At 57.0% G+C, this 12,947-nt stretch carries 11 protein-coding genes and 1 tRNA gene; 5 read left to right on the top strand and 7 right to left on the bottom strand.

What is annotated here, in order from left to right; translation table 11 throughout:
* Positions 1-265: 265 nt before the first annotated feature.
* Positions 266-871: a TetR/AcrR family transcriptional regulator gene (locus V6582_RS06055; RefSeq protein WP_156631647.1), complete on the bottom strand. Its 606-nt coding sequence runs from the start codon at positions 869-871 to the stop codon at positions 266-268.
* 95 nt (positions 872-966) lie between these two features.
* Here V6582_RS06055 and V6582_RS06060 point away from each other — a divergent pair, with 95 nt between their 5' ends.
* Positions 967-1,716: an SDR family NAD(P)-dependent oxidoreductase gene (locus V6582_RS06060; protein WP_156631648.1), complete on the top strand. Its 750-nt coding sequence runs from the start codon at positions 967-969 to the stop codon at positions 1,714-1,716.
* 32 nt (positions 1,717-1,748) lie between these two features.
* Here the strand turns inward: V6582_RS06060 and V6582_RS06065 are convergent, their stop codons facing one another.
* Positions 1,749-2,384, bottom strand: a complete 636-nt coding sequence (locus tag V6582_RS06065) for a LysE family translocator (RefSeq protein ID WP_197434363.1) — start codon at positions 2,382-2,384, stop codon at positions 1,749-1,751.
* 457 nt (positions 2,385-2,841) lie between these two features.
* On the opposite strand from V6582_RS06065, the gene V6582_RS06070 reads away from it, so the two are divergent.
* Positions 2,842-3,480, top strand: coding sequence for a GNAT family N-acetyltransferase (locus tag V6582_RS06070; RefSeq protein ID WP_156631651.1), 639 nt, complete (start codon positions 2,842-2,844; stop codon positions 3,478-3,480).
* Positions 3,481-3,676: 196 nt separating this feature from the next.
* Here the strand turns inward: V6582_RS06070 and cysN are convergent, their stop codons facing one another.
* The 5 genes from cysN to V6582_RS06095 form a co-directional block, all read right to left on the bottom strand.
* Positions 3,677-5,215 (bottom strand): sulfate adenylyltransferase subunit CysN, encoded by a 1,539-nt coding sequence (gene cysN / locus V6582_RS06075; protein WP_156631652.1) that lies wholly within the window; start codon positions 5,213-5,215, stop codon positions 3,677-3,679.
* Position 5,216: 1 nt separating this feature from the next.
* The gene (gene cysD, locus V6582_RS06080; protein ID WP_156591666.1) at positions 5,217-6,173 is read right to left on the bottom strand and encodes a sulfate adenylyltransferase subunit CysD; all 957 of its coding nucleotides are present in this window, start codon (positions 6,171-6,173) and stop codon (positions 5,217-5,219) included.
* A gap of 156 nt (positions 6,174-6,329) precedes the next feature.
* Positions 6,330-7,079 carry a phosphoadenylyl-sulfate reductase gene (locus V6582_RS06085; RefSeq protein WP_156631653.1) on the bottom strand — a complete coding sequence of 250 codons (750 nt, stop codon included), beginning with the start codon at positions 7,077-7,079 and terminating at the stop codon, positions 6,330-6,332.
* Between the two features lie 381 nt (positions 7,080-7,460).
* Positions 7,461-9,443, bottom strand: coding sequence for a methyl-accepting chemotaxis protein (locus V6582_RS06090; protein WP_156631654.1), 1,983 nt, complete (start codon positions 9,441-9,443; stop codon positions 7,461-7,463).
* Between the two features lie 420 nt (positions 9,444-9,863).
* Positions 9,864-10,280 carry a hypothetical protein gene (locus V6582_RS06095; RefSeq protein WP_156631655.1) on the bottom strand — a complete coding sequence of 139 codons (417 nt, stop codon included), beginning with the start codon at positions 10,278-10,280 and terminating at the stop codon, positions 9,864-9,866.
* 360 nt (positions 10,281-10,640) lie between these two features.
* Here V6582_RS06095 and V6582_RS06100 point away from each other — a divergent pair.
* The 3 genes from V6582_RS06100 (at position 10,641) to V6582_RS06110 (ending at position 12,937) form a co-directional block, all read left to right on the top strand.
* Positions 10,641-10,717: transfer RNA gene (locus V6582_RS06100), tRNA-Pro, on the top strand.
* A complete protein-coding gene (locus tag V6582_RS06105) occupies positions 10,692-10,937 on the top strand; it encodes a hypothetical protein (RefSeq protein ID WP_197434364.1) in 246 nt (81 codons plus the stop codon). The genes V6582_RS06100 and V6582_RS06105 overlap by 26 nt, the downstream gene beginning before the upstream one ends.
* A gap of 203 nt (positions 10,938-11,140) precedes the next feature.
* On the top strand, positions 11,141-12,937 hold the full coding sequence (locus V6582_RS06110; RefSeq protein WP_156631656.1) for a type I secretion system permease/ATPase: 1,797 nt from the start codon (positions 11,141-11,143) through the stop codon (positions 12,935-12,937).
* The last annotated feature ends 10 nt before the right edge of the window (positions 12,938-12,947 follow it).

The raw sequence follows: 12,947 nt of genomic DNA on the forward strand, positions 1-12,947 counted from the left end.
AACCGGGGCTTGAATATCAGCCCAAAACCTGTAGACAGACCCCGAACGCGACCGCCGTTATCTATAGAACGGGGTCGGGCGGCCGATTGACGTCACGCTGCTGCCACGAGATCACGTGGCCGTTCTGTTTGGTTTTGAGTTTCTCTCGTGGCGAAACCAAACTGTATTTTCCTTAGACACTTTTTTGTTTTCGTTTGTCTTTTCAGGAAAAAGGGATTCCACTTTTCTCCGACAAACTCTATCGTACAGAGCACGTCTTGAAATGTCAGTTCATCTGCCACGGCAAGATAAGATGTCTCGAATGCTCGCAGAGCCTCATTAAACGCGTTTTGCCAAGGCCATCGCGCGCAGCCTGAGCCAGACCTTGAATAAGCACGGCGTAAAGATCGGACAATTCCTGAACAGGCGTGTCATCGCGTAGCTTGCCGGCGCGCACATCTTCTCTCAGCCGTTCGGCTATCTGTTCCGAGCGTTGCCACCGCAATTGTGCCATCGTTTGCGCCAGTTCCAGCCCGCTTGGCGCATTGCTGGCCACCGAGTTGACCACGAAGCATCCCCCCGGCGTATCAAGGCGCGTAAACAGCTCAATGGCTGCCGCGAACATAGCCTCTATGCCACTTGCGGCATCAGCCGCATCATTCAAAGCTTGAAGCAATTCGCTCGCATAGACCTCACGATAATAATCAATCGTCTCTGCAAACAAAGCTTCCTTTGATCCAAAGGCCGCATAGATGCTTGGCGAATTGATCTGCATTGCCTCAACAAGATTGTGCATGGACGTCGCCTCGAAACCGTTTTGCCAAAACGCCATCAACGCCCGGTCCAGCGCTTGTGTACGATCAAAACTCCTTGGGCGTCCTCGCTGAGCCATGCGCTCTCCTTTCTGTGTCGATCAACATATAAATCGCTCGACAGGATGAGTCCAACATTCTATTTTGTGTTGATTGACACACAAATAGGTGATGGATGTCCGACTTCGATTTTTCAGGCAAAACGGTTGTTATTACCGGCGCAGGCAGCGGCATCGGGCGCAGCATCGCCTTGGGCTTCGCCAAGGCGGGAGCAAAGACAGTGATCGCCGGACGACAGCTCTCAAACCTTGAAGAAACCGCCCGCATGATCCGCGATGCGGGCGGTGACACCCTCACCGTCGCAACCGACGTGACCGACGAGACATCGGTGAGAGCCTTAATGGAGCGCGTTGGCCCCTTGCATATTGCCGTGAACGCCGCAGGAATTGTGCTTGGCGGCTTGCTCGATGACATGGAAGCGGAGGCGTTTACCCGGACCTTCAATTCCAATGTGACCGGGCTTTGGCTCTCAATGAAACATGAGATCCGCGCCATGAAAATGACGGGCGGCGGCGCGATCGTCAACATCGGCTCGAATGTTGGTGCGCGGATTGTCCGCCCAACAATGGGCGCTTACGCCGCCTCCAAAGCCGCCGTCAGCAGCTTGACGCGAACCGCTGCGCTGGAAGCCATTGCCCATGGCATTCGTATTAATTGCCTTTGCCCAGGCCCAGTGGATACACCACTTTCCATGCGCCCAGGGGAGGATCGCGCCGCACGCGATGAGCGGATAGCAGCCACCAATCCATCCAAACGGGTCGCAAGCACCGACGAGATTGCGGCCAATGCGCTTTGGCTTGCCTCGGATTCGGCGTCCTACATTATTGGTCAAGATGTGATTATTGACGGCGGGGCATCTGCCTGATGATCGCCATCGCGGCACGAACCCCTTGATGTTCAATCTCTGGCCAATTTGTAAGCTGAAACAGTGAATACAAATCCCAATGTCGCGTCTATCCACCGCCGCGCGCGGCTGTAAATTGACACCATTTTTGGCGTCGAAAACGCAATCGCTATCAGCGTATAGAAAACGACAGAGAAGGATATTGTGCCAGCAAGAACCGCAAAGACTGTCCACAAGGGCGCACCAGGCTCCATTGCAAGCGAAATGATAGCGACCCAAGTCAGGATCGCTTTTGGATTGGTGAGATTCAAAGCGCATCCTCGCAAGAAGACGTGTGAGGCTTTGTATTCTTGCTTGCCTGTCAAATTGACACTCAGGTCATAATTCGAAAATGCAGATCGAAATGATTTCCAAGCAAGGTATAAAAGATACAAACATCCAAAAAGACGGATAAGATCGAGCACACCAGCATAAGCTGCCAGCAGAGTAGATAGACCCAGGAATGACAGAGCGCCCCAAGCAAGCGCACTTACCGCGATACCTAGCCCAAACGCGATACCAGCCTTTCGCCCAGATTCCATTGATGTTCCCATGGTTGCTAACATTGCTGGGCCAGGGCTGATTGCCGAGATAATATACGTTGAGTAAGCGAGCATGATGCCCGGCCAATAAGAATGGATAGAACCCATATTCATTTCCTCGCAAACAAGCCAATAATTTGAATTATTATTGAACATTGTCAGACGAAGTTACTTGTGTCCAGCAGACAAGCAAAACCCTGGCGCGTTTCCGTAACCGGGCTTCAATTCATTTCACTCTGGCAAATATACCCCTCAACCCCATCCAGCAAATCACAGGCAATAGCCGTGGTCACACGGCGCATTTCCACCTCATCACGGCGGCAGTCTAGAAGTTCGGCGGCCATGATCGGACCGGCGAGATCGGATAGCCGATTGACGTTACGCTGCTGCCACGAGATCACGTGACCGGTCTTTTGATTTTCCTCCTATGCTAGAGTATCTGACACGGGCTACGCCAAGTGCTGTCCGTTTAAAGCCCATGCCCTACTCAGCATGGCTGCAAAAATCGAAAAAATGGTGTCGCGTTAATTGGGAGTTTTGCGACCTATGAGGATGGCGTCTAGGCATGATAAAAATTGAGAATTTCGATACCAAATATGCTGATGATCTTTTTTCAATATCGCTCGCCACTGGTCACCTCGGAGGCGATGCATCGCATCTATATGACGATCCGAAATTAATAGGCCTGATCTACTCAGCTCCTTATGCTACTCTGGAACCATCCATGATTCTCCTTGTAACGGATGATCAGGGTGTTGCCGGATTTGCACTTGGGGTGACTGATACTTCGCTTTGGGAGGATCGACTGGAGAGGGATTGGTGGCCGCGACTCCGAGCAGAGTATCCAGACCCCAGCTATCTTCCATCGTCAGAATGGACACACGATCAGCGTCGTTTTCATATGATTCACCATCCATCCCGGATACCGACAGCGATTTTGGGCTCATACCCGGCACATCTCCACATGAATTTACTACCCCGAGCACAGGGAGCGGGTGTAGGGATGCAGCTTCTCAATGCGTGGCTGGATCTTATCGCTCCATACGCCCCGTCAGGGGTGCATGTAGGAGCCAATCGGCACAATGAAAGAGCGGTCAACTTTTGGAAACGAGCAGGTTTCCGTGAGCTGGAAATAGAGCCCATGCAACCTAGCCGGACGATATTGTTGGGCCGTGAATTTTCTGCATCCGAGCCAGCTTTGTAGGGCAATTCCTAACATCCGCGACAAAATCACCATCCCTGATTTTTCAAATAAAATTCCGCTGCAAAACCCTCTCGCAAAACATACACTTCAAGGAGATTTTGGAGGCGGCCTCATAGCAAACAAAAGCCGCCATGCGTTTCTCCAACACATGACGGCTGTAACTCATCAGTTCACCGGCCAATACAGCCGATGAAAATTACCCCTCAATCCCGTCCAGCAAGTCCCGCGCCTTGGCGGTCGTCACGCGGCGCAGTTCTACTTCGTCGCGGCGGGCGGCCAGCAGTTCGGTGGCCATGAGCTGGTCGGCGAGATCGGCGGGCAGCGAGAGAAGGACGCGGGCTTCACCGGTGTTCAGGCCATCGACATCCGAGCGCTTGGCGGTGATCATGCCGCCGGCTACCGTGTTGTTGGTGTCGGGGTCGATCAGGATGAAGGCGCCGGTCGAGCGGTTCTGCTCGTAGGGGTCAAACACCGCCTTTTCGTCGAAGGCCAGATGCACCTTGCCGATGGCGTTCATGGCCAGGCTTTCCGCCGGACCCCATTTGCCGTTTTTCAGATCCAGTTGCTGGACTGGCTTGACCTGGACGCGCTGGCGGCGCGAGCCGCTTTTCAACCAGTAACGCTTGTTGGGCAGAATGCCGTCCGGCTGCAAAGCCACGAGCTGCGCATCAAAGGCGAGGCCAACCTGTGGCTCGGCGTCGAGCGAGACGATCATGTCGCCGCGCGACACATCCACCTGCCGGTCGAGCACAAGGGTAATGGCATCGCCAGCCACAGCCGCATTGCGCACCAGGTCGAAGGTGACGATCTGCTTCACATTGGCAATGGCGCCCGAGGGCAGGATCGCAACGCTGTCGCCAGGCTTGACCGCACCACCGGCCACTGTGCCCTGGTAGCCGCGAAAGCTTTCACCCGGACGCGAAACACGCTGCACCGGCAGGCGGAAGCCCGTCGATTGTGCCGAGCGCGAGGTGGCGCGTTCCAGTGCTTCCACCAGCGTCGGACCGTCGTACCACGGCATCGGCTCCTGGCCGGAATAGACGACATTTTCGCCCTTCAGCGCCGACATCGGGATCGCCGTGGTCTGGCGCACACCGAGCGTCAGGGCGATGTCCTTGAATTCCTGGACGATGGCGTCAAAGCCTGCCTTGTCGTAATTGGTCAGGTCGATCTTGTTGACGGCCAGCACGAATTGCTTGATGCCCATCAGCGAGGCAATCGTCGCATGCCGACGGGTCTGTTCGAGAATACCGGCGCGGGCATCGACCAGTAGCACAGCCAGATCGGCAGTCGAGGCGCCGGTTGCCATGTTGCGGGTATATTGCTCATGGCCGGGCGTGTCGGCGACGATGAAGGAGCGCTTGTCGGTGGCAAAATAACGATAGGCGACATCGATGGTGATGCCCTGTTCGCGTTCCGCCTGAAGACCATCAAGCAGCAGCGCGAAATCCGGCAGGCCAAGATCGTTCTGCTTGCCGCTGTCGCGGCGAAGCGTTGCGGCCTGGTCTTCCTTGACCGCCTTGGTGTCCCACAGCAACCGGCCGATCAGCGTCGATTTACCGTCATCGACCGAACCACAGGTGATGAGACGCAAGGGACGGGAATCGCGACCGTTATAGGCGGCCTCGGCTTGAGGGACTGCATTTGCCAAGGAAAGCCCCTGCGACGGTTCTTTGGAGGAAAAATCCGATGTGGACGCCAGGTTGGCGGCGAGTGCGGTGGCGCTTGCGGTCATCTCAGAAATATCCTTCGCGTTTTTTCTTTTCCATCGATCCGGACTGGTCACGGTCGATAGCGCGACCCTGACGCTCGGAGACGGTCGCAATTTCCAGTTCGGCAATCACTTCATCCAGGGTCCGGGCTTCGGACCGGATCGCGCCGGTCAGCGGGAAACAGCCCAGCGTGCGGAAGCGGATCGATCCATGCTGAACCTTTTCGCCCGGCAGCAGTTCCAGCCGCTCGTCTTCGGCCAGGATCATCATGCCATCACGCTCGATATAAGGGCGCTTTTCGGCAAAATAGAGCGGCACGAGCGGAATGTTTTCAGCCTGAATATAGCGCCAGATATCGACTTCCGTCCAATTGGACAGCGGGAAGGCCCGTACGCTTTCGCCCCGGCGGATCATGCCATTATAGACATTCCACAATTCCGGGCGCTGGTTGCGCGGGTCCCATTTATGGTCAGGCGTGCGGAAGGAGTAGATCCGCTCCTTGGCGCGCGAGGCTTCCTCATCGCGACGTGCACCACCGAAGGCGGCGTCATATTTGCCGGCGTCCAGCGCCTGGCGCAGGGCCTCGGTCTTCATGATGTCGGTATAGAGCGCCGAGCCGTGAGAAAAAGGTGTGACACCTTCGGTCTTGCCACGCGGATTGGTATGGACGACCAGATCCAGATCGTAGCGCTTCGCCATCTCGTCGCGGAAGGCGATCATTTCCTTGAACTTCCAGCCGGTATCGATATGCAGCAGCGGAAACGGCACCCGGCCCGGATAGAAGGCCTTGCGCGCCAAGTGCAGCAGCACGGACGAATCCTTGCCGATCGAATAGAGCATCACCGGATTGTCGAACTCGCCGGCCACTTCGCGGAAAATATGGATCGCCTCGTTTTCCAGCGCCTTCAAATGCGGATCGAGCGGCGCACGCGCCACGACCTCCTTCGAATGCGGATCAAACTCGGACTGGTGCAGATGCATGACTTGATTTCCAGATGCGTGCGGCCCAGATTCGGGCTGCGATGACGGCTGCGTGGGCAGGCTCTGTACGGACATAAAACATATTCCTAGTTGCCGATGACTGGTCTTGGCTAGCCTTGAACGGGAAAAACCTCGCCAAAAGCCCAGAAACGGCTGTTAAAGGGAACTGGAATTCAGCGATGGGATGGCAGCGTCCGGCACATGCAGGCCGCATTCGCGCTTCTCGTCATTTTCCCACCACCAGCGGCCAGCCCGCTCAGGTTCGCCCGGCTTGATCGCACGGGTGCAGGGTTCACAACCAATCGAGGGATAGCCACGCGCATGTAGCGGATTGATCGGTACAGCCTCGCTCTCCACATAGGCGTTGATATCGTCCAACGACCAATCGGCCAGCGGGTTGATCTTGATCAGGTTGCGCTCAGTGTCATATTCGGCGAACGGTGTGGTGGCGCGATTGCCGGACTGGCTGCGGCGCAGGCCCGTAACCCAGACAGAGGCGCCTTGCAGCGCCCGCGCCAGAGGAACAAGCTTGCGCACATGACAGCAGGCATGGCGTGCTTCGACGCTTTCGTAAAAGCCGTTCAAGCCATATTTTGCCGCATAGGCGTCGATATCGTCCTGATCGGGCGCATATTGCCTGATGGAAATGCCAAAACGCTCTTCAGTCTCGGCAATCAGATCGAGGGTTTCCTTGAACAGGCGACCAGTCTGCAAGGTTGCCACTTCGATGGAGAGACCGGCAAGACCGATTGCCGCTGTAATCACCTGATCCTCAAGGCCAAGGCTCGTGGTGAACACGGACCGGCCACCAAGCTCCTGCACAAGACGCAGACGGGCGGTGAGATCAAGATCAGCGAGAGCCGCGTCCAGGGTGGCAACGGCCTGAGGATTGGATTGCGATGTCATTCGTTCTTCCTAGCGGGCCTACTCAATTCCTAACCAAGGCCCACTTCCAGTGGCTGCGCCTGGCATATACTGGCTGCGCCCGGCATAAGCCTGTCATTTGGCCAAGTATCGATGTTTTTATCGCTAAAAGACAGGAATTGCCTTTTATGCTGCCGCCAATGCGGAGCAAATATCACTCAAAGCCAAAGATATGGCGCAATTCCTGCCGCCCCGGCCCTGTCAGCCCCCCTGCTCTTGTGGCTACCCATCCGGTTCATTCCAAACGAAAACGCCGGAAAGCAAGGCTTTCCGGCGTAATATCCTTAATTACAAGGGGATCTCCCCTTTGAGCGTTGCAGCCACTGCGGCTGCAATCTCTTATCAGTCTGACAGCCTCTAGCCTCAGAACTCTTCCCAGGACTGATCGGCAGCAGCAGCCGTCGCTGACGGTTTGCCGGAAAAGGCACTGGCGATCTTGCGGCCAAGCGCGCGAGCGGGCGAAGCCACCGGCGCCTGTGCCGGATGAGCGGCACGCACGGGGGCGGCACGAGCCGGCGCGGCATAGGCCGATCCAGCATTGAACCCACTTTGCCCGCCGCCAGCAAGCTTGAATTGCGACAGCAGCTGGTTCAGCGAGGCGACTTCTCTTGCCAGGCCGTGGCTTGCAGCCGTGGATTCCTCCACCATCGCCGCGTTCTTCTGGGTGTCCTGGTCCATCTGGTTGACGGCAGTGTTGATCTGCTGGAGGCCGGACGATTGCTCATGGGCCGCCTCGACAATGGCGCTGACGTGACGGTTAATTTCCTGCACTTCGGCCACCATGGTTTCCAGGGCAGCACCGGTTTCTCCCACCAGAAGCACGCCGGACTGGACCTGACTGTTGGAGGTGGTGATCAGCGCCTTGATGTCCTTTGCCGCGTTGGCGGAACGCTGGGCAAGCTCGCGCACTTCCTGGGCAACGACCGCAAAGCCCTTGCCTGCTTCACCGGCGCGGGCCGCTTCAACACCGGCATTCAATGCCAGAAGATTGGTCTGGAAGGCGATTTCATCGATGACGCTGATGATGTTGGAAATCTCAGCCGATGACTTTTCGATCTGTTCCATGGCGACCACAGCGCGGCGCACCACCTCACCGGATTGCTCTGCTCCGGCCTTGGTGCGTGAAACCAGGGTTCCCGCTTCCTGGGCACGACGGGTCGAATCCTTCACCGTGGTGGTGATCTGTTCCAGGGCTGCGGCTGTTTCCTCGACGGAGGCTGCCTGCTGCTCGGTACGCTTGGCCAGATCATTCGCCGCCGACTTTATTTCGTTGGCGCCCGCATCGATTGCCTGGGCATTCTGAGCAACATGGGTCAGCGCTTCCTGCAATTTTTCAGCCGAGCTGTTGAAGCTGCCGCGCACCCCATCCAGATGGGCGACGAAAGGCTGGCCGATACGATAGGAGACGTCGCCATCGGACAGATGCGAAAGCCCGTTTGCCAGATTATCGACCGCGAATTGGATATCCGCCGCTTCCCTGGCCTTTTGCTCCTCGCGCTCCAAACGCTCTTTTTCCGAGAGGCTGCGATTGGCCGCGGTTTCCTGCTCCAGACGGGCGCGCTCGATGGCATTGTCGCGGAACACGCCAACAGCGGCGGCCATCTGGCCAACTTCATCCTTGCGCGACAGGCCGGGCACGTCCTGCTGCGTTTCACCGTTTGCAAGAGCTATCATCCGGCTGCGGAGCTTGTCGATTGGACCGATAATGCCACGCGAGGTAACGAACAGGGCCAAAACGATGGCCAGGAGCATAAAGCCGCCGACAATCGTCAATGACCTCAGAATGGTTGAATTCGTCTGGTCAGACAGGACATCGCTTCTCTTGAGGAGAGCGGCTGTGTTGCCATTGTTCCAGTCCCGAAGATCGTCGCGCCATTTGGCAATCAATGGATCCGCCTTTACCAGCAGGACTCTCGCCTCATCATGCTGTCCCCCGGCGACCAGCTGAACGGCTTTGTCGGTTAATGCCTGAATGGCGCGAGCGCGGTCGACAAAGCTGTCAACATCGGCAGCATTTTCCGGCGTCAGGGACTTGACCTTGTCCAAACGCTTGAAAAGTGTCGAAATCGAATCCGTGTAGGCCGATTTGACGCTTGATGTGTCAAGCTTGCTGACATCATAGGAAATCACCTGGTAGGCACCATAGCCCATTGCCAGGAGAGACGTAACCGAGCGAGACATTTCGCTGGCAGCGATGGCGTCCGTGGCGATGAAGTCGGAATATTCCGTATCCGTCGACTTATAAGTACTTGCGACGATGCCCAGTCCGCCGATGCCGATCATGCAGACAGGGACAATGAGCGACAGAATTTTCGTGCGAATGCTCGCATTGGCCAAGAAAGACATTATGCCTCGCCTCTTAAAATTGATGGGGGAATGGAACAGAGGGAGAGGCAAGCTCTCACGAACCTGACGCTGCTTTCTTGCCCGGGCAAGGCTACGACAGGCCACCCATCATGGGCGTTTTTTACGATAGATTTCATATAACACAATTAAAATTTAATTTTCCCCTAAAACAGGTAGGCTAAATTCGAAGGCTCAAGATCATACCAGTGCCGAAAACCTCTGCGCGCATCCAGACCTTGGAAATATCCGACAAACAGGCCTGCGCGTGAAAGCGCAAATCTCAAAACGGCGCACACAACAAAAAAGGCGAGGTCGCCTGACAACCTCGCCTTGATCGATCTTCGTATGCTTTATGCGTTTTCGAAAACCGTGCACCGTCAACTGACGGTTACACGGCCTCTCATCACGCGGATCTCGGCATTATGCGCCGCCCAGAAACTCTTCGCACCAGGTCTTGCCGCTTTCGACAGGCCTGTCGATGACGGGCTTGATCGCACGGATGACATAATCCGGAGAGACCGTAACGCGCACTTCGCAGCGCAGATATTCAGTGCGCCCGGCCTTGGTGATCTTGCCGCGCTTGCCATCGGGCGTTTGCGCATAGGTCGGAGCGACCGAGCGGGTTCTGAAGCCACCGCGCCAGCTATAGACGGTGGCACCGCCAGCCTGTTCGTCATTGATCGGCGGCCCGAACTTGGCAAAGAAGGCGCCCGCCGGCTGGCCGACCCAGCGCTCTTCCACCAGGTTTTTCTTCTGTACAGGTATGACACCCGATGTCGTGGTACATCCAGCCAGCGCCAGCGCCAAGCCAGCCGTCAGCATGATCCGAAAATTCATAATTCTGTCCCTTGGTAACCCGCTTCAAGCGGCCCGGCCTGGCAGAGCCCTGCCCCGGCCACACCTGTGCCACTTTGTCTTTCGCCTTTATCCCCAAAACCTTAAATTGGAAATCACCAAGTTTATCGCTCACGTCAACTTGTTTCAAAACGGTAACAATGAAATACCGCGAATCCAAATTGCTAAAATACGACATTATCCATTAAATACAGATAATTAACTCAATTTTTCCGCAACCATCCAAGGCACGCGGCACCCTCTGCGTGCGGCATTCTCGCCCCTGTTGAAAAGCCATGATTTTTTTTGAAGTCACCCGCTTGTCTATTGTGAAACCCTGGTTTATACGAGCGCCACTGGTCACGGAGTGTAGCGCAGTCTGGTAGCGCACCACGTTCGGGACGTGGGGGTCGAGTGTTCGAATCACTCCACTCCGACCAGGTAAAAGCTTTTCCCGAAAGCTGTTTCTCCATAAAATATCTGGGTGACCTGGCGTCTGATGACAGCGTCGTGTCCGTCGCAATTGAGCGCCGTTTCAAGCTGAACCCATATTCAAGCGGGTTGAAGTCTGGCCGAAAAGTTTGCGACATGGGATATTTTTTACATCCGGCAGGCTTCAAGGAATTGTGCCGTATCGTGAAGATTGGCATAAAGGCCTGAAGGAATGAATTGCAGAGCCGGGCTCGGCAAGGCATGCTGATTGTCGTCATAATAATTTGTTTTTTCTGCATTATTTGTAAAAATCATTCCCATTCGAGGGGATGATGCAGAGGCCGGGCAGGTCTCAGCCAGGGGTGGCTGTTCTGTCGGGCTCCGATCCAGGGGTTTTCAATGATCAAGAACCATTCATGAGCCGGACCTTCATGAGCCGGAATCAAGTCGCACGCGGCGGCGTCGAGGAATTGCGGGCAGCGCTGGCGCGCAGCAAGGCGGGCTTCCTGTCCATTGCGCTGTTCAGTTTCTTCGTCAATCTCCTGATCCTGACAGGACCCTTGTTCATGCTTCAGGTCTATGACCGGGTGCTGGCGGCGCGCTCGGAGGCGACGCTTCTGGTCCTGTTCCTGCTGGTCATCCTGCTCTATGCGATCATGGGCATTCTCGATCACGCCCGCTCGCGCATCGCCGCCCGGATCGGAGCACGGCTCCAGAGCGAATTCGACATTAGGGTGTTTCGCGCCCTGCTCGATCGCTCGACGCTGGCCTCCAAGGGCGTTGCCGGTCCACGCGGCATGCGTGATCTGGACGCCCTGCAAAAAATGCTGGCGTCCTCGGCGATCTTCGCGGTTTTCGACATTCCCTGGACGCCGGTTTTCCTGTTCGTGATCTTCGTTTTCCATCCATGGATGGGCTATCTGGCGCTGGCGGGCGGGCTGGTCCTGATTGCCCTGACGCTGCTGAACCAGCGCGGGACGAAGCGCATCCAGGCAAAAGCTGCGGATGCCAGCCGGATCAGCGACGAGATGACGATGGCCCTGGCCCGTGACGGTGAAACGGTGAAGGCCTTGGGCATGCGCAAGAGTGCTGCCGCACGCTGGCAGGCGACGCGCCATACGGCGCTCGCCGCCAATATTGCCTATTCGGATGCCAACGGCTTTTACACCGCCGTGTCCAAAACCTTCCGGATCTTCCTGCAATCGGCCATTCTGGCGCTCGGCGCCTGGCTTGTGCTGCGCGGCGAAATCAAGGCTGGCGCGATGATAGCAGGGTCGATCCTGATCGGCCGGGCGCTGGCACCGATCGAGACGGCCATTTCTCAATGGGGATTGATGCAGCGGGCGCAGGAAGGCTGGCGCAATCTCTCAAACCTGCTGGAGCAGATCCCCGAAGAAGACACCCGCACCACCCTGCCGCGGCCCCGCGCGCTGTTGCAGGTCCAGCAGGTTACCGCCGTACCACCAGGCGAAAGCGTGGCGACACTGCGGATGATGAGTTTCGAGCTTGGCCCCGGCCATGCGCTGGGCGTGATCGGCCCCAGTGGCTCCGGCAAATCGACCCTTGCCCGGCTGCTGACCGGTGTCTGGCAGCCGATGGCGGGCAAGATCCGGCTGGACGGCGCCGCTTTGGACCAATATGGCCCGGACGGGCTGGCCGACCATGTTGGCTACCTGCCGCAGGACGTGGTGCTGTTTGAAGGCACGATTGCCGAAAACATCGCCCGCCTCACCGCCGATCCAGACCCGGACAAGGTGATTGCCGCCGCCCGCAAGGCAGCGGCCCATGAGATGATCCTGAAACTGCCTCAGGGTTACGACACCCCCCTGCCCGCAACCGGCCAGCGGCTTTCCGGTGGGCAGAAGCAGCGCATCGGCCTTGCCCGCGCGCTCTACGGCGATCCGGTCCTGCTCATTCTGGACGAACCGAATTCCAATCTGGATGCCGAAGGCTCCGTGGCGCTGAACATGGCAATCCGCGCCCTCAAGGCCAGTGGCGGTGCTGCCGTGATCATGGCGCATCGCCCGGCGGCGATTGAGGAATGCGATCTGGTGCTGATCATGGATCATGGCGCCCGCACCGCGTTTGGCCCGCGCGACGAGGTATTACGCGCCCATCTGCGCAATGCCCAGCAAGTGGTTGGCGCGCAGGGCAATACCAAACAGGCCTATGCCAAACAGGAAACCACCATGACCGGTTTCGTACCCGGCACCCCGCGCAAGCCATAGGAGAGCGACG

Origin of the sequence: Agrobacterium vitis, assembly GCF_037039395.1 — a bacterium.
GTDB lineage: Bacteria > Pseudomonadota > Alphaproteobacteria > Rhizobiales > Rhizobiaceae > Allorhizobium > Allorhizobium vitis_E.

Coding starts and splice junctions, on each gene's coding strand:
- V6582_RS06065 (WP_197434363.1), bottom strand. CDS start 2,384: ATGGGTTCTATCCATTCTTATTGGCCGGGCATCATGCTCGCTTACTCA.
- V6582_RS06070 (WP_156631651.1), top strand. CDS start 2,842: ATGATAAAAATTGAGAATTTCGATACCAAATATGCTGATGATCTTTTT.
- V6582_RS06055 (WP_156631647.1), bottom strand. CDS start 871: ATGGCTCAGCGAGGACGCCCAAGGAGTTTTGATCGTACACAAGCGCTG.
- V6582_RS06060 (WP_156631648.1), top strand. CDS start 967: ATGTCCGACTTCGATTTTTCAGGCAAAACGGTTGTTATTACCGGCGCA.
- cysN (WP_156631652.1), bottom strand. CDS start 5,215: ATGACCGCAAGCGCCACCGCACTCGCCGCCAACCTGGCGTCCACATCG.
- V6582_RS06085 (WP_156631653.1), bottom strand. CDS start 7,079: ATGACATCGCAATCCAATCCTCAGGCCGTTGCCACCCTGGACGCGGCT.
- V6582_RS06095 (WP_156631655.1), bottom strand. CDS start 10,280: ATGAATTTTCGGATCATGCTGACGGCTGGCTTGGCGCTGGCGCTGGCT.
- cysD (WP_156591666.1), bottom strand. CDS start 6,173: ATGCATCTGCACCAGTCCGAGTTTGATCCGCATTCGAAGGAGGTCGTG.
- V6582_RS06090 (WP_156631654.1), bottom strand. CDS start 9,443: ATGTCTTTCTTGGCCAATGCGAGCATTCGCACGAAAATTCTGTCGCTC.
- V6582_RS06110 (WP_156631656.1), top strand. CDS start 11,141: ATGAGCCGGAATCAAGTCGCACGCGGCGGCGTCGAGGAATTGCGGGCA.